This window comes from Chitinophaga sp. W2I13, from assembly GCF_050434005.1.
In the GTDB taxonomy this organism is placed as follows: Bacteria; Bacteroidota; Bacteroidia; order Chitinophagales; family Chitinophagaceae; genus Chitinophaga.
In genome coordinates, this window is sequence record NZ_JBNPWD010000001.1 from 1058457 (window position 1) to 1078164 (window position 19708).

Sequence of the window (19708 nt, forward strand, 5' to 3'; positions counted from 1 at the left end):
CCATATCTTTACTTAAACAATATTCACATTTTCTGATGTGATCTTAACATTTTAATGCGATATTGCAATGATAAAACCTAGCACAAATCCAAAAACCTTATGTGTGGAATCGTAGCTTACATCGGGCAGAGAGAAGCCTACCCGGTAGTATTAAAAGGCCTCAAAAGACTGGAATACCGCGGATACGACAGCGCGGGAGTAGCCCTGATCAATAACGGGTTACAGGTATACAAGAAAAAAGATAAAGTTGCCGCCCTCGAAGCATTCGTGGAAGGAAAAGATCTCCGGAGTCATATTGCCATCGGGCATACCCGCTGGGCAACACACGGAGAACCCTGCGACCGCAATGCGCACCCGCATTTATCCGGCGACGGTAAACTGGCCATGATCCACAATGGCATCATTGAAAACTATGTACAGCTGAAACAGGAGCTCATTAACCAGGGCCATGTTTTTCATAGTGATACCGATACCGAAGTACTCCTTCACTTTATTGAGGAAATCAAAAAACAAAACCAGTGTTCGCTGGAAGAAGCCCTGCGCATCGCTTTAAAAAGAGTGGTAGGCGCTTATGTGATTGTACTCATTGATGAAGAAAACCCGGATACCCTCATCGCCGCCCGCAAGGGAAGCCCGCTGGTAATAGGCGTTGGCAAGGGCGAACACTTCCTGGCTTCTGATGCATCTCCCATCATTGAATACACGAAAGAAGTAGTGTATGTAAATGATTATGAAATTGCCATCATCAAAGCAGATGAACTGATCCTGAAAAACATTTCCAATGAAAGGCAAACGCCTTACATCCAGAAACTGGATATCGAACTGGCCGCCATTGAAAAGGGAGGCTATGATCATTTCATGCTAAAGGAAATCTTTGAACAGCCGCAAACGATCTTCGATAGCTTACGTGGCCGTTTAGACGCGAAAAAAGGCACCCTCACCATGGGTGGTATGCGCGAATATGCGGATGTGCTGAGCAATGCCAAACGTATCATCATCGTAGCCTGCGGTACCTCCTGGCACGCAGGGCTGGTAGCCGAATACATGATTGAAGAATTATGCCGCATCCCGGTGGAAGTGGAATACGCTTCCGAGTTCCGCTACCGCAACCCGGTGGTAGGTCCCGGTGATGTCATCATTGCCGTATCGCAATCCGGCGAAACAGCCGATACCCTCGTAGCCATTGAAAGCGCTAAAGAAAAAGGCGCTATCATTCTCGGCGTTTGCAACGTGGTAGGTTCTTCTATTGCACGCTTATCTCACGCCGGCGCCTATACGCATGCCGGTCCTGAAATTGGCGTGGCCAGCACCAAAGCCTTTACTGCCCAGCTGGCAGTGCTTTGCCTGGTAGGCTTAAAACTGGCGGCCGATAAAGGCACCATTACCCCGCAAAGGTTCCAGCACCTGCTGGATGAACTGGAGCAGGTTCCTGAAAAAGTAGCAACGGCCCTGAAACTGGATAACCAGATCAAACAGGTAGCCGCCAAATATAAAGACGCACGTGATTTTCTCTACCTGGGCCGCGGATACAACTTCCCGGTAGCCCTGGAAGGAGCGCTCAAACTGAAAGAAATTTCCTACATCCACGCGGAAGGCTATCCTGCTGCGGAAATGAAACACGGTCCCATTGCACTGGTAGATGAAAACCTGCCGGTAGTAATTGTAGCCACGAAAGACAGCTACTACGAAAAAGTAGTGTCTAACATTCAGGAAATTAAAGCCCGTAAAGGTAAAGTGATCGCAGTAGTAACAGAAGGCGACAACACCATTCCTCCCATGGCGGATGATGTAATTTTTGTGCCTGCGGCAGATGAAATGGTAGCCCCTATCATTTCTGTAGTACCGTTACAACTGCTCGCTTATCATATAGGCGTGCTCAAAGGTCTGGACGTTGATAAACCCCGGAACCTTGCGAAATCAGTTACAGTAGAATAAAGACAATGGAGATACTCATCTGGTTATTTTATTATCTGCACGCATAATAAAATAACCAGATAGTCATTTCTCCTCAAATGATGTATCCTCATGAATAATATCCAAAAAAGACCCCTTTCCGATCTGGGGTATAATTTCATTGAAACCACGTTACCGAAAGGCAAAGACGAATATTATCTCCGTAATGAACAATGGAGCAGGCAGGACCAGTACAGGAAATTAACAGCATACGAAATAGAATCGCTGGTACGTAATGATAACACCTCCGACGACTGGAATATTATTTTTGTTTCCAACGAATTTGATCCGCAACTGGTACAGCACTGCCACTTTTTCGGGATGGTACGTATCGGGAAACTGGAACCCTACTACCTGGAGTTCCATAACCTTCGGATGCCGGTGGGATTGTACAACAGTACCATCTGCGCCTGCGACTTCGGCGACAATGTAGTGGTACACAACGTAAATTATTTATCGCATTATATCCTCGGCAACGAGGTAATTGTAGCCAACGTAAACGAAATGGCTACTACCGATTATGCTAAGTTCGGAAACGGTATCCTGAAAGAAGGCGAAAACGAAAACGGCCGCATCTGGATGGAACTGTGCAATGAAAACGGCGGCAGAAGCGTAATGCCCTTTGATGGTATGCTCCCCGGAGATGCTTACCTGTGGACACGCTACCGCGATGATGAACAACTGCAGCAGCAATTCAAATCGTTCACAGAAAAACAATTCGATAAAAAGCGTGGCTACTACGGTATGGTTGGCGATCGTACAGTGATCAAAAACTGTAAGATGATCAAAGATGTTACCATTGGTACCGACGCATACCTGAAAGGCGCCAACAAATTGAAAAACCTTACCATCAACAGCAGCAGCGAAGCTTCTTCACAAATAGGAGAAGGCTGCGAAATGGTAAACGGTATCATCGGCTACGGCTGCCGCGTATTCTACGGCGTGAAAGCCGTTCGTTTTGTAATGGCCTCGCACTCGCAGTTGAAATACGGCGCCAGGCTGATCAACTCCTATCTCGGCAACAACGCCACTATTTCCTGCTGCGAAGTATTGAACTCACTCATCTTCCCGGCACATGAACAACACCACCATAACAACTCGTTCCTGTGTGCAGCGCTGATCATGGGTCAAAGCAACATGGCGGCAGGCGCCACTATCGGCTCCAATCACAACTCACGCGGCGCTGATGGTGAAATCATTGCCGGCAGAGGATTCTGGCCAGGCCTGTGCGTAAGCCTGAAACATAATTCCCGCTTCGCCAGCTTCACCCTTATTTCCAAAGGCAACTATATGTCGGAGCTGAATATCTCCATTCCATTCAGCCTGGTGGTAAATGATGAACATGAAAACCGCCTGAAAATAATGCCCGGCTACTGGTTCCTCTACAACATGTACGCCATTGCCAGGAACTCCTGGAAATATGTTGACCGCGACAAACGCACCGATAAACAACAACTCATTGAATACGATTACCTGGCGCCCGATTCTGTAGAGGAAATATTCCAGGCGCTGTCGATCATGGAAACCGCCACCGGGAAAGCATGGTACGCCCTGCCGGAAAATGCCTCCAAAAAAGAACTAACGGAAAAGGACCTCCGTAAAAAAGGAAAGGACCTGTTAAAAAATAGTCCGGAAGAAGTAGCCAAGCTCACCATTCTCTCCAAAGGATTTGAAAACAGCTCGCGTGAAGTAGAACTGCTGAAAGTACACAAAGCTTACCCACTGTTCGTGGAAATGATAGTACTGTATGCTGTTAAAAATATTCTCGCCGCAGAAAAACCATCATTCCTGGCTTTACAGGCAGCAGTGAGCACCGCTAAACGCGGCGACTGGCAAAACATCGGCGGACAACTGATGAAAGCGGAAACAGTAGCCACGCTCAAAACAAAGATCCGGAAAAACAAGATCAGCAGCTGGCCGCAACTGCACACGGCCTATGAAGAAATAGGCAATGAATATGCAGCCGACAAATTACAACATGCCGTAGCCTGCCTGCTGGAAATAAAAGACAGCTCCCTGAAAAATATGACCACCGCCGATCTCGCGCAATGGATGAACGATTCTGTTGTAACGATGGAGTGGATCACCGCACAAATTAAACGCTCCAGGGAGAAGGACTACAAAAATCCGTTCCGCCAGCTCGCCTATGAAAGTGAAAAAGAAATGAATGCAGTAGTTGGCAGCCTGGAAGATAATAGTTTCATTAAACAAACTGCTGAAGACCTGGAAAAGTATAAATTGCAGGTAAACAAAACCATCAGCGAATGGGAGCTATAAAAAAAGTAAGATGCCACTGGTCGGAGAAAGATAAGCTTTACCAGGACTACCACGACGAAGAATGGGGCACGCCCAGTCATGACGATAAACATCTCTTTGAAATGTTATGCCTGGAAGGTGCGCAGGCTGGCCTCAGCTGGTATACCGTACTTACCAAAAGAGAAAATTACCGTAAAGCCTTTGATAACTGGGACGCCAAAAAAATAGCGAAATACGACGAGAAAAAAGTGGAAGAACTGATGCAAAACGAAGGCATCATCCGCAACCGTCTGAAAATAAAATCTGTGATCGGCAACGCAAAAGCCTTCCTCGCAGTTCAAAAGGAATTCGGCAGCTTTGACAAATACATCTGGTCATTTGTCAACCACAAACCCATCGTTAATCACTACCGCAAAGGCATGGCCGGCGTTCCCGCCAAAACAGCCATTTCCGACGCCATGAGCAAGGACCTGCTGAAACGGGGGTTCAAATTCGTGGGCTCCACCATCTGCTACGCCTACATGCAGGCCACCGGCATGGTAGATGACCACATGGAGGAGTGCTGGAAGAAGCGCGGGTAATGCGGATTTTGTCTTGCTCAGGATTACGCTGATTATACTGATTACCGGGATTTTTACTTTCTTGATTTTATAAAGGATTAAGGGAGATAGCAGCGGAGATATTCGCTTTTATCTCCCTTACTTATTATTAAAAAAATCAAAGAAATCCAAAAAATCCAAAAGTAAAAATCCCGGTAATCAGTATAATCAGCGTAATCCTGAGCAAGACAAAACTCGCGGCTGTCCTACTCGATCCGTACCTCACTTAGCGAAGCATTGCCGAGAAAGGAGTAGTCCGTGAGCGTGTTCAGAAAGAAATACAGCTGCCGCTTTTCCTGGTCCGACAACGGGATGCCCTGCTTCACCAGCGGATCGGTGGTGGGAGTGACCTTTACACCATGGTCATAGAAGTCAAAAACCTGGAAAATATCGAAGAAACGCCCATCGTGCATATAAGGGGCGCTTTTGAGAATATTGCGCAGGGAAGGTACCTTAAAACGAAGATTATCATCTGTGCTCCCGGTGATCTTCATCCGGCCGATGTCATTCAATGCCGGTAAATAAGGCAGGCCATTACTGCGGTAGGTGAGATCTGTGAACAATGGTTCCTTATGACAGGCCGCGCACTTCTCCTGGAAAACGGTGTATCCTGCGTTTTCTTCAGCAGTGAAGGCAACGCCGGGGACTTTGAGCATTACGCTGTCGTATTTGGAACCGGCCGATACCATGGTGGCAATAAACTGCGTGAAGGCTTTGAACATGCGTTCACTCGTGATTTCTTCCGTACCAAAAGCAGCTTTGAACATACTCCTGTATTCGGAGTCTGTCTGCATTTTTTGTATCAGCACCTTCAGGTCTACCGCCATTTCGTTGTGGTCTGTTAAGGGGGTGAGTGCCTGTATTTCGAGATGATTCACACCGCCATCCCACATAAACGCTTTTTGCCAGATCATGTTGAACAGTACCGGTACAGAGCGGATACCCTGCTGCCCGGCCACGCCATGCGCCAATGCGTGGTCAAAATGGCCGAAAGCCGCAAACTGCTGGTGGCAAAAACCACAGGACACGGTGCTGTCCTGCGACAGGCGGTAATCATAAAACATAAACCGGCCCAATGCCACACCTGGTTTGGTGAGCGGGTTACGGGTGAAGTCGTATACCGGCCGCGGAAAATGCGCGGGCAGCTGCAGTAAAAAAGGCTCCGGCCCTTTTACCGCGCGCTTCTTGGTACCCGCCTGCACCAGCGCCAGCAAAAGGCAAAACGCCCCAATGATGTATATGACCTTATGATTCACGCAGCGGCTAATTGGAAATACCTGTTATGTTAAACATATGCTGATAATTGCCGGCTACCTGTCTTGCTTTTACGCCCGGCGCCATGATCACGGTTATCTTTTTAAAACTTACGGTATCCGGTAAAAACCACCTTTCCACATCGGCAGTAAGATTAATACGGGGTTGTTTACCTGCTGCAATTGTTACCGGCTGCGGAAGCGGCAGCGTCACATTTTTCAGTACACCATCTTTTGTTTTATAACCGCCGCAATGAAATAAAAATTCCTGCATAGGCGTGTTAACCGCAGCAGAATGACCTTCTATCTGCGCCATAATATAACCGCTGTTCCACGTCCAGAACATGCCGGATTCTACAGCCAGCGCGCCGGATTGCACCCCGCTCACATTACGGATACTATCTACCCCGATCAGGAAACGGATACTCTTATATTCGCCGGCAGGAATGCTATCCAGCAGGATATTTTTTGAACTGTCGATCGCATCATCTACCAGGAAGTAAGCCGGTGGTAAAGTAACCATGTTGCCATTGACGGCTTCCAGTGAAAAGTTGCTGAGGAAATAACGGAAACGGCTGATGGTAAAAGCCTCTCCGGAAGCATTGGTGTAAGTGATCTCTTTCCTTACCAGTGGCTGCTGCCCCATCAGGTGGGTGAAAGACAATTGCAGGGAAGGCACAGGCCCGGGATCAGCAGGCACCCCGGCAAACAACGTGGTTACAACCAGGAACCAGCAAGCATAGGAAGCAAAAATCCGCAAAATCATGGTATCCTCTTTTGTTAAAGAAAGTTACAATGATTTTGCGGATTAAATATTAAAAAGAAATCTGCTGATTAAACTCTTTTATATCCTTTCCAGCCGTACAAAAACACAACAACAAAGCAGAAAGTAGGAATGCCGTAAGAAATAGCCAGCGACTGCCATTCCGTTACAATCCCCATCAGGTAAGGAACGGAAGCACCACCTACGATAGACATTACCTGGAAAGAAGCGCCGCGTTTGGTATGTACACCCAGGTCTTTTACGCCCAATGCAAAAATGGTAGGGAACATAATAGACATGAAGAAGAAGATAGCGATAAGCGCGTATACAGAAGGAGCCCCGTTACCAGTCATTACAAAAGCGCAGAGTAGGACATTTATAAACGCATAAACAGCAAGCAATTGATTCGGAGCGATTTTGCGCATAAGTGCTGTGCCCACAAAGCGACCTCCTGTGAACAGTGCCATACCAATAGAGAGCAGAAGAGATGCATTTTTAGCAGAGGTGCCATGCCAGTATTCAGTTACATAGTTAATAAACAAAGCGCCCACACCTACCTGAGCCGCCACATAAAAGAATTGTGCTACCACTCCTAATACAAAATGCCGGTGAGCAAAAAGCGGGCGGGTATCCGCCATCACCTCTTCACCTTCCTGTTTTGCTTCTTCAATTTCTGGCAAGGGAGTTCTTACGAAAAAAGCTGCTATTAGCAATACTACAACAGCAATAGCAACATAAGTAATCTTTACCGTGGTGAGATCTCCTTTACCAGTGCCGAGAAATAGCCAGGCACCAATAATAGGTCCGAGGAAAGACCCCAGCCCGTTAAAACACTGTGATAAATTCAACCGTTGCTCGGAAGTAGCTTTATCTCCCAACACGGTTACATATGGATTGGCAGCCGTTTCCAGGCAGGCCAATCCGCAAGCAAGTATAAACAATGCCAGCAGGAAGAAATCAAAATTGAGTGCGTTGGCCGCTGGATAAAAAAGAAATGCACCGGTAGCATACAACAGCAAACCCAGTATGATCCCCTTCTTGTAGCCAAATTTGTTCATAAACATTCCCGCAGGAAATGCCATGAGGAAATAAGCGCCGAAATAAGCGCCCTGTAATAAAGTAGAACGTTTCGTAGTAATGCTCAATACTTCCTGGAAATGTTTATTTAATACATCCAGCAGCCCGTATGCCAGTCCCCATAAGAAGAACAGGCTGGTAACCAGGATCAGCGGGAACAGGTAGCTGCCAGGCTTTGCGCCTGTATCTTTACTGGTGGTATAGGTGGAATTACTTACTGCGCCTCCGGCCATAACGAAGAATTTAATGTTTCAGGTGATTAAATGTTGATAACGTGTGTTGGCTCTTTATCCTTAGCTGATGGATCTGTCGAGATGCGTGTAACCACCATCTACGTATACGATTTGTCCGGTTGTATGAGATGAACGTGGCGACAGCAGGAATACGGTGCTGTTGGCGATTTCTGTTGAAGTGGTCATCCTTTTTTCAAATGGAATGTTAGCCGTGATAGACGCCAGTTTTTCTTTTGGATTGGGCAACGAATTAATCCAGGTTTCATACAGCGGTGTCCATACTTCAGCTGGGATAACCGTGTTTACACGGATGGAGTATGGCAGCAATTCCACTGCCCACTCGCGGGTGAGCGCGTTGATTGCGCCTTTGGAGGCAGCATAACCACTGGTGTTCCCCTGGCCGGTATCGGCTACTTTGGATCCGATGTTCACAATATTTCCTTTGGTGACCTTCAGGTACGGCAATGCAAAATGCGCCAGGTTGTAGTAGTGTGATAAATTATTCTGCAGCGACTGCATAAACCGCTCGGGGCTGCCACTTTCGAGTCCTACGCCATCATTGGCGCCGGCGTTGTTTACCAGCCCATCTATTCTGCCATACTTTGCTATCGTTTCAGAGATCACTTTTTTACAATCTTCCACTTTACCCAGTTCTGCGGTAACAGCGATCGCCTTACCACCCACCGCGATAATTTCGTTGACGGTTTTTTCATTATCGGCAGTACTGCGGCCGGCAATCACGGTAATACCGCCTTCCGCTGCTATTAGCTTTGCAATAGCTTCCCCGATTCCTTTTGCACCACCGGTAACGATAATCACTTTCTCCTGTAATCCTAAATCCATAGTATGTATGATATTATTTTTTATAGATGATAAAATGAGCGGGCATTGCCTCCCATTATCTGTTCCTGTTCACTTGTTGATAAGGTGCTGATGAAATCTGTCACGATGCCTTTCACTTCGTGGTACCTGGCGGCTACCAGGCACACGGGCCAGTCGGAGCCATACACCAGCCTGTTTGCACCAAAGGCTTCCAGCGCTACTTCCAGGAAAGGCCGGAAGTGTGCCGGCTCCCACTGCTGCCAGTCGGCTTCAGTAACCATGCCGCTTAGTTTGCAGTATACGTTTGGCGACTGTGCAATGCGGCGCATATGTGCCGCCCATGCGTCCAGTTCACCGGCTTTAATATCGGGCTTGGCCAGGTGATCAATGATCAGTGGCTGGTCAGGGAACTGCTGTACAAATTCTTCTACCGCAGGTAACTGTTTCGGATATACGAGAATATCATACGTGAACCGGTGCTTCGCCAGCGCTTTGATACCACGGCAGAAATGTTCCCCGAGAATAAACCGGTTATCCGCCTCACCCTGTACAATATGGCGAAAGCCTTTCAGCTTCGGATGTGCAGCGTACTGTTCCAGTTGTTCACTGATATTTTCAGCGCGGAGGTCTGTCCAGCCCACCACGCCTTTAATAAAATCATGCTTATCCGCCAGCGCCAGTAAAAAGGCCGTTTCATCCGGCGACTGATCCGCCTGTACCGCCACACAGCCGTGAACGCCGTTTTCAGCCAATACCGGGGCCAGGTCTTCCGGGTAAAAGTCGCGGCGGATCACTTCCATAGATTCATCGATCCATGCGTCGCGGACAGGATCGTATTGCCAGAAATGCTGATGTGCGTCAATAACCATGTAGATATTTTTTGCATACCGGTCGCCGGAAGTTCCGGCGGCCGGTATACTTTACAATGCAAAAATCTGATCCATAATCACCCACTTCTCTCCTTCCTTCGCTACCGGCAATGACTGCTGGTATTTCCACATCAGCTGTTCCCACACCTTTACGGCGGGATTGGCAGCGTCCATCGCATCTTTACGTTCAAAGGAGAAAGTATCGTCTACTTCCATGATCATAAACAGGCGGTTACCGGCACGGTAAATATCCATTACGGTAATGCCGGCGTCCGTGATACTCTTTTTTATTTCAGCGGATACGTTGCGGTGATGCGCTTCATATTCGCTGATCAATTGCGGATCATCTACCAGATCCAGCGCCAGACAATATCTTTTCATAATTATTATTTACAGGCTACAGCAGTTTGTTTGGAAGTACCCAAACCATCAATACCCAGTTCAATCACATCCCCTGCTTTGAGGTATACCTGCGGATTCATGCCCAGGCCCACACCAGCAGGCGTACCGGTGGAAATCACATCTCCCGGGAGCAGGGTCATGAACTGGCTCAGGTAAGCCACTACATAAGCTACGTTGAATATAAAGTTGGAAGTATTGCCATCCTGCATTTTCTGACCATTAACGGTGAGCCATAAACGAAGATTATTCACATCGGCAATTTCATCTTTGGTAGCCAGCCATGGGCCTAACGGAGCGAATGTATCGCAGCTCTTTCCTTTTACCCACTGTCCGTTTCTTTCAATCTGGAAAGCTCTTTCGCTGTAGTCGTTATGCAGGCAGTAACCCGCTACGTAGTCCATTGCGTCTTTTTCTTCCACATAAGTGGCCTTTTTGCCAATTACTACTGCCAATTCCACTTCCCAGTCGGTTTTCTGACTGTTGCGCGGAATCACCAGGTCGTCGTTTGGACCCACCAGTGCGCTGGTACTTTTAAAGAACACGATAGGTTCTGTAGGAATGGCTGCGTTGGTTTCACGCGCATGATCTGCGTAGTTAAGACCGATGCAGATAATTTTGGAAGGACGGAGGATAGGTGAGCCCAAACGTGTACCGGCAGGCACCTGCGGGCATTCTGCAGCATGTGCGCCATACCATTCTGATAAGCGCGCCAGCCCGTTGGTTTCAAAGAATTTCTCTCCAAAATCTTCACCAAAAGCACTCACGTCAAACATTCCCGCTGCGGTTGCAACACCCGGTTTTTCTTCTCCCGGTAAACCAAACCTGATCAGTTTCATATCGATATTATTTATTTATTAGTCTTACTTAATTTCTTTCAGTGTTTTAATCTGTAATCTTCCGTTTTCCACATGCAGGTCAATCACCGGTTCTGCTTTACCATCTTTTACAAAAGAGAAATACACATGATCATTTTGTCCTGTTGGCTGGATCACACCTTTACTGCCACTGGGCACGGGCATGAACATACTTTTACGGAGACCGCCAAATTCCACATACAGCTCCAGGCTGTCGGGTGAGGCATCCGGCTTGATCTCTGCAATAAAATCTGCCAGGATGTTTCCGGACTGGATACTCTTTTTATATTGCTGCAACATTTCGCCGCCGGCAGATACCTTACCAAGACCCAGCGTACCTTCCATGTATGCCCAGATTGGCTCAGGCGGCGTGGCAGCCCATAATATTTTCATGTCTTTTTTACTGTCTACAAAAGCGTGGTAATAACGTGGCTGATGATTCGCTTTCATAACGCCGATATAACAGCTGTTGGGCTCATTCCACAACACCTTATAAAGGTCTTGTTCCGGTGCGTCTTTCAGGATTGTTTGTTCAAAAGTTTTTTCCTTTGTTCCTTCTTTCAGCTGAAATTTAATCGTGACCAGCGAAGTATCTTTTTCCTTATCAGAAAAAGTAACAGATACGGTACCACCCGGTGTAGCCGGTTTAACCCCTGTGGCGGAATCCCCGGTGGCAGTTTCCTTGTTGGTACCGGAATTACAGGCAGATAATACGGCTATTGCTATTGCCAGCCCTATTCGAAAATGTTGCATGATATAACTAAAAATTAATGAATGAATAACTTGAAAGATACGGGTAATCGTCCGCACTTTAAAACACACATCACATTAATTATTAATTATTAAGCCTGATAAAACCGCCATCGATGGGATAGTCGGTTCCGGTAATAAAGCCTGCTTCGTCGGAACACAGGAATAACGCCAGGTTACCCACTTCCACTGGTTTAGCCATGCGGCCGATGGGTTGTGTTTTACTCAGCTTATCAAACATTTCAGCTTCCCTGCCCGGGTAATTCTTGGCAATAAATCCATCCACAAACGGCGTGTGTACTCTTGCGGGCGACACGCAGTTGCAACGGATATTAGCGCCGAGGTAATCTTTCGCCACGGATAATGTCATAGTCAGCACCGCGCCCTTACTCATAGAGTAGGCCAGCCTGTCCGGTATACCTACACTGGAAGCAATGGATGCCACATTGAGGATCACACCGCCGCCCTGTGCTTTCATTTGTTTAATGACTGCATACATGCAGTTATAGGTGCCCTTCACATTTACCTGGTACACCCTGTCGAAGTCCTGTTCCGCCGTATTTTCGAGGTTACCCACATGCGCAATGCCTGCACAGTTCACCAGGATATCCAGTTTACCGGCCGTTTGTACAATACCGTCCATAACGCCTATCACGGCTGCCTGGTCGGCTACATTGCACGCATGCACACTTGCCTGGCCACCTGCTGCCCTGATTTCCTCTGCTGTAGCTTTACCACCATCTTCATTCAGCTCCAGGATATGCACCTGCGCACCCTGGGCCCCGAATGTTTTTGCTATTGCCTGTCCTATGCCGCTACCACCACCTGTGATAACCGCTACTTTATTGTCTAGTCTGAACAGTTCCATCATTAAAAAATTTAAGGGTTCTAAAATACCTATTAATATAAGGTGATTGCAATTGTATTTTCACTGTATTTCATACTTTCTTGCCTAATTTTCGCAAAATTCAATAATCAGGTCCAAATACGGGGCTTTTTCTGCAATTTTAAGCACATGAAAATAATACTGTTAGCGGCGCTCCTGTGGACCATTTCCGGCCAGCTATCCGCCCAAAAAATACCGGTGAATAAATACGGACTCGCCGTATTGAGCACCCGGCAGCAATATGATCAGCTGGTGAAAGCCGACAGCAACCAGCTGCTCGTAAACCTGGAAAAGTATATCCCGGGCATCAAAAAAGATGTGCGCTATGCCACCACCAATAACTTCACCAAACAAAAGCTTTATACCCGCACCGATATTTACCTCCGGCTGCCGGCAGCCAAAGCCCTCAAAGTAGTACAGGAAGCCCTGCGCAAAAAGGGATACGGCCTGCTTATTTACGATGCATACCGTCCTTATCATGTAACGGAAACGATGTTTAAAATAGTACCAAACGATCTCTATGCGGCCGATCCCCGCAAAGGATCGGGGCACAACCGCGGCGTAGCCATAGACCTGAGTATGGTAAGCCTGAAAACAAACAAGCCCGTGGCAATGCCTACGGACTTTGATGATTTTACCCTGAAAGCGCATGAAAACTACACCCCGCCGGACCCGGCAATGGCGGCCAACCGCAAATTGTTAAGAGATACCATGATGCAACATGGCTTTAAAGGAAGTTCTACAGAATGGTGGCACTTCTATCTGCCGGGTTATAAAAAATACCCGCTGATGGATATCTTCTTTTAAGATCATGGAATCTTCACGGTATCCACCCGGTTGGGAATCCCCTCCCACTTTAAATAATAGGTGCCGTTATCGGCAGGTATAAAAGAATACGTTTTGGTTTGTGTAGTAAATGCCTGTGTACATACGGTACAGGTATTATATATATATTCCGCCTTTAGCAGTACGGTATCCTTGTCCCTCATCTCCACAATTTTGTTGATGGCGTAACAGGAATTGGGGAAGGTACAGCTTACATCATAAAAAGCACCATTCTGACCTCTTGCATCGCTGGTGGATTTACCCATGTATTTCGCGCCCACAATATTCACCCATCCGTACTGGGAGCAATTGTCTGCTTCTTTGCTGCAACCGGCAAAGAGTAAAAAGGCAAGGAGTAAGGGAATTGTTTTCATCAGGCAAATATTTCACCCGTAGAACGGGGTGGCGCGGGAAAAGTTACAGCACGCGGATTTTGTCTTTCCCGCTGATTACGCTGATTATACTGATTACCAGGATTTTTACTTTTTGGATTTTTGGATTTTATTTGATTAACATAATAAGGGAGATAAAAGCGAATATCCGCTTCTATCTCCCTTAATCCTTTATAAAATCAAAAAGTAAAAATCCGAGTAATCAGTATAATCAGCGTAATCAGCGGGAAAGACAAAATCCGCGGCTAGTATATCTTGTTCAGCGCGTCCACGTAGGCGTGCACGGAAGCGTTCACGATATCGGTGGAGATACCGAAACCGTAGTACGACTGGCCGTTATGTTTTACGCGCATGTTTACTTTACTCACATCATCGCTGCCGCCGCGCATGGATTGAATATTAAATTCATCTAGTTCAATATCGTCCTTAATAATATCGTGGATCGCATTGATGGTAGCATTAACGGGACCATTACCGGCAGCACTGGCTTCTTTTTCTTCGCCATTGATACGCAGTTTAACGGTAGCCATGGGGCGGAGCGGATCGCCGCAAACCACCTGCAGTAAGATTACTTTGATGGCATTGTCGCCGTAGGTTTTAGCGTCGCCGTCGCCCATCAGTTCCAGCAGATCGGCATCATTGATTTCCTTTTTGGTATCCGCCATCAGCAGGAAGCGTTGGTACACTTCGTCGATGTTTACTCTTTCCAGGTTGTATCCCAGGCGCGACAGGTGATGCTTCAGCGCATGACGGCCGCTGCGGGCAGTGAGGATAATGGAGTTGGAGTTGATCCCTACATCTTCAGGGTTCAGGATCTCGTAGTTCTCGCGGTGTTTCAGCACGCCATCCTGGTGGATGCCGGAGCTGTGCGCAAATGCGTTACGGCCTACAATGGCTTTGTTGGGCTGTACCGGCATGTGCATCATGGTTTCCACAAGATTACTGATTTCATAGATCCCTTTTGAGTTGATCTGGGTATGATAACCCAGGGCATGATGCGTTTTCAGGATCATGGCTACTTCTTCCAGCGAAGTGTTACCGGCACGTTCACCGATACCATTGATAGTACATTCCACCTGGCGGGCGCCGTTGATAATACCTGCAATGGTATTGGCGGTAGCCAAACCGAGGTCGTTATGACAGTGAACGGAAATGATCGCTTTATCGATATTGGAAACGTGATCTACGAGGTACTTGATTTTTGCGCCATACTGATCGGGCAGGCAGTAACCGTTGGTATCGGGGATGTTAACGGTGGTAGCACCGGCTGCAATCACGGCTTCGATCATGCGAGCCAGGTATTCATTGTCTGCGCGGCCGGCATCTTCTGCATAAAATTCCACATCGTCGGTAAACTTGCGGGCATACGTTACAGCGGCTACGGCACGTTGTAAAATTTCATCGCGGGTGCTGTTGAATTTATATTTGATGTGCATATCGGAAGAACCGATACCGGTATGGATACGTTTGCGTTTTGCGAAGCGTAAAGCATCTGCGGCAGCATCAATGTCTTTGTTATTGGCACGGGTAAGTGCGCAGATCACGGGCTCTGTAACCGCTTTGGAAATTTCCACCACGCTCTGGAAGTCGCCCGGACTTGAAATCGGGAAACCTGCTTCAATGATATCTACGCCTAGTGCTTCGAGTTTTTTAGCTACTTCAATTTTTTCAACGGTTGTCAGCTGACAGCCGGGGACCTGTTCTCCATCACGCAAGGTGGTATCAAAGACGTATACACGATTTTTATCCATGATAGTGTAATAATTTTATTGAATGATTAATTCAGATTCTCTAATACTTTGGCGCCCATCGCATCGGTGCCCATAATGAAATCGTTCACGGTGTGTTTGTTGGCGATGTCCATTGTTCTGTAACCCTGTCTGAGAGTGGCTTCCACGGCTTTGATCACCCGTTGTGATTCTGTTTTCAGGCCGAAGGAAATATCCAGCATGAGGGCAGCTGATAAGATAGAAGCCAGCGGATTGGCAATGCCTTTACCGGCAATATCATGTGCAGATCCGTGGATCGGTTCAAAGAAACCGGTGCTGTCACCGATAGAGGCAGATGCCAGCATACCCATGGAGCCAGCGATCTGTGAGGCTTCATCCGTAAGGATATCACCAAACAGGTTACCCGTAACCACTACATCAAAGCGCTTAGGATCTTTAATCAGCTGCATGGCGGCGTTGTCGATGAACATATGTTCCGTTTCCACGTCAGGATATTCTTTTGCTATTTCCTGCACCACTTCTCTCCAGAGACGGCTTGCTTCCAGCACGTTTGCTTTATCCACAGAGCACAGCTTTTTGCGGCGGGTGCGCGCTGCTTCGTAAGCTTTGCGGGCAATGCGTTCTACTTCATAACGGTGGTAGATCATGAGGTCCGAAGCGGTGTTGCGGTCGGCAGTCCGGATCTTTTCACCGAAATACACGTCGCCGGTCAGCTCACGGAAAAAGAGGATATCTGAACCGCGTAAAATTTCCGGTTTAATGCTGGATGCTTCCAGCAGTTCATCAAACAACTTTATCGGGCGGAGGTTGGCATACAATCCCAGTTCTTTCCTGATCTTCAGCAAACCTTGTTCTGGTCTTACTTTCAGGGTAGGATCGTTGTCATATTTAGCATGACCGATAGCGCCGAAGAGGATAGCATCGGCGTTCCGTGCTTTCTGCAGCGTTTCTTCAGGCAGCGGATCACCGGTAGCTTCAATGGCTACGTGCCCCATGATCCCTTCTTCGAAGGTAAAAGTGTGGTGATAATTTTTGGCTATTGTTGTCAGCACTTTTTGTCCCCATGCGGTCACTTCCTGTCCGATCCCATCCCCGGGTATAACTAGTATTTTCTTCTCAACGCCCATATATGTGTTTAGCTTTTAGTATTTAGCTTTTTGATGATTAGAAATTATATGTTCTTGTGGTTTCGTATTGTTCAATTTCTTTACGGAGGCTCAGCAGGTAATCGATATCATCATAGCCGTTGAGCAGGCATGTTTTTTTATACTGGTTGATATCGAAGTTTTCTTTTTCGCCGGTGCTCACAATTTTTATGAACTGGTTTTCCAGGTCTACTTCCAGTTCGGCTTTAGGATCGGCTTCTATGGCTTTAAAGATCCGGTCCAGGAAATCTTCTGATACCTGGATGGGTAAAATGAAGGTGTTGAGGGCGTTATTTTTAAAGATGTCTGCAAAGAAGCTGCTCACCACTACTTTAAAACCGGCATCCGCAATCGCCCAGGCAGCGTGTTCACGGGAGGAACCACAACCGAAGTTTTTACCGCCTACGAGGATCTGGCCACTGTAGATGGGATTGTTCATCACAAAATCCGCCTTTGGCGTATTATCGGCTTCATAGCGCCAGTCGCGGAACAGGTTTTCGCCGAAACCTTCCCGGGTGGTAGCTTTCAGGAAGCGTGCGGGGATGATCTGGTCTGTATCTATATTCTCGATGGGTACAGGTACCGCAGATGAAACGAGGTGTTGAAATATTTTACTCATGATGATTTTACAGTTTAAATTTTTGTGGCGGCTACTCTCAGGCGCACATAATCCGCATACAATTCGCCGTTCCGCATCAGCTGTGGCGCCAGTTCGTATTGCACCTGCTGCAGGATGGCGCCTTTGTCCTGTTCCGGCACACCGGCAAAAAAGTGAGCGCCAAACATCTCCAGCCAGTCGCTGATGCCTGTTTCCGGATCCACCAGTTTTGAAGGGCGGTCAAAAAAATGCACCCTGTCTATTTTAAAACCTTCCTTTTCCAGCAGGGTAGTATATTCTGCCGGAGATGGAAAATACCAGAACGGTTCGTAGGTATAACCCCGTTGCTGCATGGCCTTTTCCAGGTAAGTAAGGATTTGCTGCACATTGCCTTTGCCGCCCATTTCTATCACCAGCCGGCCGCCTTTTTTAAGTTGGGCGTACATCCGGCTGATGGCTTTTTCCTTCTCCCGCACCCAGTGGAGGGTAGCATTGGAAAAGATGCCATCAAACTGTTGTGGCAGGGAAAAAGTAGTAGCGTCGCCCACTTCAAAGGAAATGCCGGGAAAATGTTCACGGGCGCTGCTGATCATAGCTGCGGAAGCATCTATTCCTGTTACGGTGGCGCCTTTTTGCGCCAGCTGCGCGGTGAGTTCACCGGTGCCGCAACCCAGGTCCAGGATATTTTCCCCCGATTGCGGCTGCAGCCAGTCGATCAGGCTGTTGCCATATTCAAACACGAAGGCGTGTTTTTCTTTGTATAAGTCAGCGTTCCATTGATCCATAGCTTTCGGCTTTATTTGTTCTTTTTTGTTAAACTATTACGCCAACAATTCCCTTACATCTGTTACCCTGCCCGTAATGGCTGCTGCCGCCGCGGTGAGCGGACTGGCCAGGAAGGTGCGGGCATTGGGACCCTGACGACCTTCAAAGTTACGGTTGGAAGTAGAAATGCAGTACATGCCGGCAGGCACTTTATCTTCATTCATGGCCAGGCAGGCGGAGCAACCTGGTTCACGCAGCTGGAAACCGGCTTCGGCAAATATTTTGTCGATGCCTTCTTCCATGGCCTGGGCCTCCACCTGTTTGGAGCCGGGAACGATCCATACCACTACATCGTCTGCTTTATGTTTACCTTTCACAAAATCTGCTACGAGGCGTAAATCTTCAATGCGGGAGTTGGTGCAACTGCCAATGAATACATAATCCACTTTTTTGCCCAGCAGTTCAGCGCCGGGTTGGAGGTCCATATACTCAAGCGATTTTTTGAAAGAAGGCCTTTCTTTCTCGTCGAGCTGCTCCAGTGAAGGGATGTGGCGGGTAACGCCCATGCCCATACCGGGGTTGGTACCATAAGTAATCTGTGGTTCTATATCGGCGGCGTCAAAGGTAAGCACCTGGTCAAATACGGCGTCGCTGTCGGAATACAGCGTTTTCCAGTATTCCAGTGATTTATCCCAGTCGGCTCCCTCAGGCGCGAACTCGCGGCCTTTGATATAATCGAAAGTGATATCGTCCGGGGCGATGAGTCCTCCGCGGGCGCCCATTTCAATACTCATGTTACAGATGGTCATGCGGGCCTCCATACTAAGACTGCGGATGGCTTCCCCTGCATATTCCACGAAGTAACCGGATAGCGCCGGAAGCGGATATTTTGGAGATGATATAAAGAATGATGTCTTTAGAAAGTACGCCCTTGCCCAGTTGTCCGTTCACTTCGATCTTCATCCGCTTGGGCTTGTATTGCAGGATGCATTGGGTGGCCAGTACCTGTTCCACTTCGGAAGTGCCGATACCAAAGGCAACAGCGCCAAAAGCTCCGTGGGTGCTGGTGTGGCTGTCGCCGCAAACGATGGTCATGCCAGGCAGGGTGATGCCCAGCTCCGGTCCTATCACGTGCACAATGCCCTGGAACCGGTGGCCCAGTCCGTAAAGCTCTACACCGAATTCAGTAGTATTTTTTGTCAACATTTCCACCTGGCGGCGGCTCAATGCTTCTTTGATAGGCTGGTCCTGGTGTAAGGTAGGTACGTTGTGATCGGCGGTAGCCCTGGTTTTAGCCGGGCGGAATACCGGGATGCCACGCTTACGCAGCCCGTCAAATGCCTGGGGGCTCGTCACCTCGTGAATAAAGTGCGTGTTGATGTACACCGCATCGGGATGCCCCGGCTTGCTAACCACTATATGGCCATCCCAGATTTTATCAAATAACGTTTTTCCCATCCTTTTGCTTCCTTTTATAATTGTTTATACCTTCAAATCTAATGGTCCTTAATTAATTGCCATATCGCTAAATTTGCT

At 47.7% G+C, this 19708-nt stretch carries 20 protein-coding genes; 4 read left to right on the forward strand and 16 right to left on the reverse strand.

Features of this window, described 5'->3' with window-relative positions; genetic code table 11:
- The first annotated feature begins 99 nt into the window (after nucleotides 1-99).
- The 3 genes from glmS to QFZ48_RS04235 all read left to right on the forward strand — a co-directional run bounded on the left by glmS (nucleotide 100) and on the right by QFZ48_RS04235 (nucleotide 4790).
- Nucleotides 100-1935 carry a glutamine--fructose-6-phosphate transaminase (isomerizing) gene (glmS, locus tag QFZ48_RS04225; RefSeq protein WP_429045496.1) on the forward strand — a complete coding sequence of 612 codons (1836 nt, stop codon included), beginning with the start codon at nucleotides 100-102 and terminating at the stop codon, nucleotides 1933-1935.
- A gap of 90 nt (nucleotides 1936-2025) precedes the next feature.
- Nucleotides 2026-4230, forward strand: coding sequence for a DUF4954 family protein (locus tag QFZ48_RS04230; RefSeq protein WP_429061264.1), 2205 nt, complete (start codon nucleotides 2026-2028; stop codon nucleotides 4228-4230).
- Nucleotides 4218-4790 (forward strand): DNA-3-methyladenine glycosylase I, encoded by a 573-nt coding sequence (locus QFZ48_RS04235; protein WP_429061265.1) that lies wholly within the window; start codon nucleotides 4218-4220, stop codon nucleotides 4788-4790. The genes QFZ48_RS04230 and QFZ48_RS04235 overlap by 13 nt, the downstream gene beginning before the upstream one ends.
- A gap of 224 nt (nucleotides 4791-5014) precedes the next feature.
- Here QFZ48_RS04235 and QFZ48_RS04240 read toward each other — a convergent pair whose 3' ends face one another.
- The 9 genes from QFZ48_RS04240 to QFZ48_RS04280 form a co-directional block, all read right to left on the reverse strand.
- The gene (locus QFZ48_RS04240; protein ID WP_429045489.1) at nucleotides 5015-6064 is read right to left on the reverse strand and encodes a cytochrome-c peroxidase; all 1050 of its coding nucleotides are present in this window, start codon (nucleotides 6062-6064) and stop codon (nucleotides 5015-5017) included.
- Between the two features lie 7 nt (nucleotides 6065-6071).
- Nucleotides 6072-6827: an MbnP family protein gene (locus tag QFZ48_RS04245; RefSeq protein WP_429045487.1), complete on the reverse strand. Its 756-nt coding sequence runs from the start codon at nucleotides 6825-6827 to the stop codon at nucleotides 6072-6074.
- Nucleotides 6828-6895: 68 nt separating this feature from the next.
- Nucleotides 6896-8134 (reverse strand): sugar MFS transporter, encoded by a 1239-nt coding sequence (locus QFZ48_RS04250; protein ID WP_429045485.1) that lies wholly within the window; start codon nucleotides 8132-8134, stop codon nucleotides 6896-6898.
- A gap of 60 nt (nucleotides 8135-8194) precedes the next feature.
- Nucleotides 8195-8977, reverse strand: coding sequence for an SDR family oxidoreductase (locus QFZ48_RS04255; RefSeq protein WP_429061267.1), 783 nt, complete (start codon nucleotides 8975-8977; stop codon nucleotides 8195-8197).
- 20 nt (nucleotides 8978-8997) lie between these two features.
- Entirely contained in the window at nucleotides 8998-9825 is an 828-nt protein-coding gene (locus tag QFZ48_RS04260; protein ID WP_429045481.1) for an amidohydrolase family protein, read from the reverse strand.
- Nucleotides 9826-9876: 51 nt separating this feature from the next.
- Nucleotides 9877-10206, reverse strand: a complete 330-nt coding sequence (locus QFZ48_RS04265) for an L-rhamnose mutarotase (protein ID WP_370909761.1) — start codon at nucleotides 10204-10206, stop codon at nucleotides 9877-9879.
- 5 nt (nucleotides 10207-10211) lie between these two features.
- Entirely contained in the window at nucleotides 10212-11063 is an 852-nt protein-coding gene (locus QFZ48_RS04270) for a fumarylacetoacetate hydrolase family protein (protein ID WP_370909760.1), read from the reverse strand.
- A gap of 24 nt (nucleotides 11064-11087) precedes the next feature.
- On the reverse strand, nucleotides 11088-11834 hold the full coding sequence (locus QFZ48_RS04275) for a hypothetical protein (RefSeq protein ID WP_429061269.1): 747 nt from the start codon (nucleotides 11832-11834) through the stop codon (nucleotides 11088-11090).
- Nucleotides 11835-11916: 82 nt separating this feature from the next.
- The gene (locus QFZ48_RS04280) at nucleotides 11917-12702 is read right to left on the reverse strand and encodes an SDR family NAD(P)-dependent oxidoreductase (protein ID WP_429061271.1); all 786 of its coding nucleotides are present in this window, start codon (nucleotides 12700-12702) and stop codon (nucleotides 11917-11919) included.
- A gap of 144 nt (nucleotides 12703-12846) precedes the next feature.
- Between QFZ48_RS04280 and QFZ48_RS04285 the strand changes: the two genes are divergently transcribed.
- Entirely contained in the window at nucleotides 12847-13524 is a 678-nt protein-coding gene (locus tag QFZ48_RS04285; protein WP_429061272.1) for a M15 family metallopeptidase, read from the forward strand.
- A 2-nt stretch (nucleotides 13525-13526) separates the two neighbouring features.
- On the opposite strand, the gene QFZ48_RS04290 is transcribed toward QFZ48_RS04285, so the two are convergent.
- From QFZ48_RS04290 to QFZ48_RS04320, 7 genes are all read right to left on the reverse strand, one after another.
- Complete coding sequence (locus QFZ48_RS04290; protein WP_429061274.1) at nucleotides 13527-13916, reverse strand: hypothetical protein; 390 nt, start codon at nucleotides 13914-13916, stop codon at nucleotides 13527-13529.
- 263 nt (nucleotides 13917-14179) lie between these two features.
- Nucleotides 14180-15685 carry a 2-isopropylmalate synthase gene (locus QFZ48_RS04295; protein ID WP_370909755.1) on the reverse strand — a complete coding sequence of 502 codons (1506 nt, stop codon included), beginning with the start codon at nucleotides 15683-15685 and terminating at the stop codon, nucleotides 14180-14182.
- 26 nt (nucleotides 15686-15711) lie between these two features.
- Nucleotides 15712-16791, reverse strand: a complete 1080-nt coding sequence (gene leuB / locus QFZ48_RS04300) for a 3-isopropylmalate dehydrogenase (RefSeq protein WP_429061276.1) — start codon at nucleotides 16789-16791, stop codon at nucleotides 15712-15714.
- Nucleotides 16792-16828: 37 nt separating this feature from the next.
- Nucleotides 16829-17428, reverse strand: a complete 600-nt coding sequence (gene leuD / locus QFZ48_RS04305) for a 3-isopropylmalate dehydratase small subunit (RefSeq protein WP_370909753.1) — start codon at nucleotides 17426-17428, stop codon at nucleotides 16829-16831.
- Nucleotides 17429-17442: 14 nt separating this feature from the next.
- Nucleotides 17443-18192: a class I SAM-dependent methyltransferase gene (locus QFZ48_RS04310; protein WP_429045470.1), complete on the reverse strand. Its 750-nt coding sequence runs from the start codon at nucleotides 18190-18192 to the stop codon at nucleotides 17443-17445.
- Nucleotides 18193-18228: 36 nt separating this feature from the next.
- Nucleotides 18229-19029, reverse strand: coding sequence for an aconitase family protein (locus QFZ48_RS04315; RefSeq protein ID WP_429061278.1), 801 nt, complete (start codon nucleotides 19027-19029; stop codon nucleotides 18229-18231).
- Nucleotides 18995-19630, reverse strand: a complete 636-nt coding sequence (locus tag QFZ48_RS04320; protein WP_429061279.1) for an aconitase family protein — start codon at nucleotides 19628-19630, stop codon at nucleotides 18995-18997. Before QFZ48_RS04320 ends, QFZ48_RS04315 begins: the two co-directional genes overlap by 35 nt.
- Nucleotides 19631-19708 lie beyond the last annotated feature (78 nt).

Excerpts from the sequence above, each read along its gene's own strand:
- QFZ48_RS04285 (WP_429061272.1), top strand. The coding sequence starts at position 12,847 with ATGAAAATAATACTGTTAGCGGCGCTCCTGTGGACCATTTCCGGCCAG.
- QFZ48_RS04230 (WP_429061264.1), top strand. The coding sequence starts at position 2,026 with ATGAATAATATCCAAAAAAGACCCCTTTCCGATCTGGGGTATAATTTC.
- QFZ48_RS04250 (WP_429045485.1), bottom strand. The coding sequence starts at position 8,134 with ATGGCCGGAGGCGCAGTAAGTAATTCCACCTATACCACCAGTAAAGAT.
- QFZ48_RS04235 (WP_429061265.1), top strand. The coding sequence starts at position 4,218 with ATGGGAGCTATAAAAAAAGTAAGATGCCACTGGTCGGAGAAAGATAAG.
- QFZ48_RS04310 (WP_429045470.1), bottom strand. The coding sequence starts at position 18,192 with ATGGATCAATGGAACGCTGACTTATACAAAGAAAAACACGCCTTCGTG.
- QFZ48_RS04270 (WP_370909760.1), bottom strand. The coding sequence starts at position 11,063 with ATGAAACTGATCAGGTTTGGTTTACCGGGAGAAGAAAAACCGGGTGTT.
- QFZ48_RS04255 (WP_429061267.1), bottom strand. The coding sequence starts at position 8,977 with ATGGATTTAGGATTACAGGAGAAAGTGATTATCGTTACCGGTGGTGCA.
- glmS (WP_429045496.1), top strand. The coding sequence starts at position 100 with ATGTGTGGAATCGTAGCTTACATCGGGCAGAGAGAAGCCTACCCGGTA.
- QFZ48_RS04245 (WP_429045487.1), bottom strand. The coding sequence starts at position 6,827 with ATGATTTTGCGGATTTTTGCTTCCTATGCTTGCTGGTTCCTGGTTGTA.
- leuB (WP_429061276.1), bottom strand. The coding sequence starts at position 16,791 with ATGGGCGTTGAGAAGAAAATACTAGTTATACCCGGGGATGGGATCGGA.
- QFZ48_RS04295 (WP_370909755.1), bottom strand. The coding sequence starts at position 15,685 with ATGGATAAAAATCGTGTATACGTCTTTGATACCACCTTGCGTGATGGA.
- QFZ48_RS04280 (WP_429061271.1), bottom strand. The coding sequence starts at position 12,702 with ATGATGGAACTGTTCAGACTAGACAATAAAGTAGCGGTTATCACAGGT.
- QFZ48_RS04275 (WP_429061269.1), bottom strand. The coding sequence starts at position 11,834 with ATGCAACATTTTCGAATAGGGCTGGCAATAGCAATAGCCGTATTATCT.
- QFZ48_RS04320 (WP_429061279.1), bottom strand. The coding sequence starts at position 19,630 with ATGGGAAAAACGTTATTTGATAAAATCTGGGATGGCCATATAGTGGTT.
- leuD (WP_370909753.1), bottom strand. The coding sequence starts at position 17,428 with ATGAGTAAAATATTTCAACACCTCGTTTCATCTGCGGTACCTGTACCC.
- QFZ48_RS04260 (WP_429045481.1), bottom strand. The coding sequence starts at position 9,825 with ATGGTTATTGACGCACATCAGCATTTCTGGCAATACGATCCTGTCCGC.
- QFZ48_RS04265 (WP_370909761.1), bottom strand. The coding sequence starts at position 10,206 with ATGAAAAGATATTGTCTGGCGCTGGATCTGGTAGATGATCCGCAATTG.
- QFZ48_RS04290 (WP_429061274.1), bottom strand. The coding sequence starts at position 13,916 with ATGAAAACAATTCCCTTACTCCTTGCCTTTTTACTCTTTGCCGGTTGC.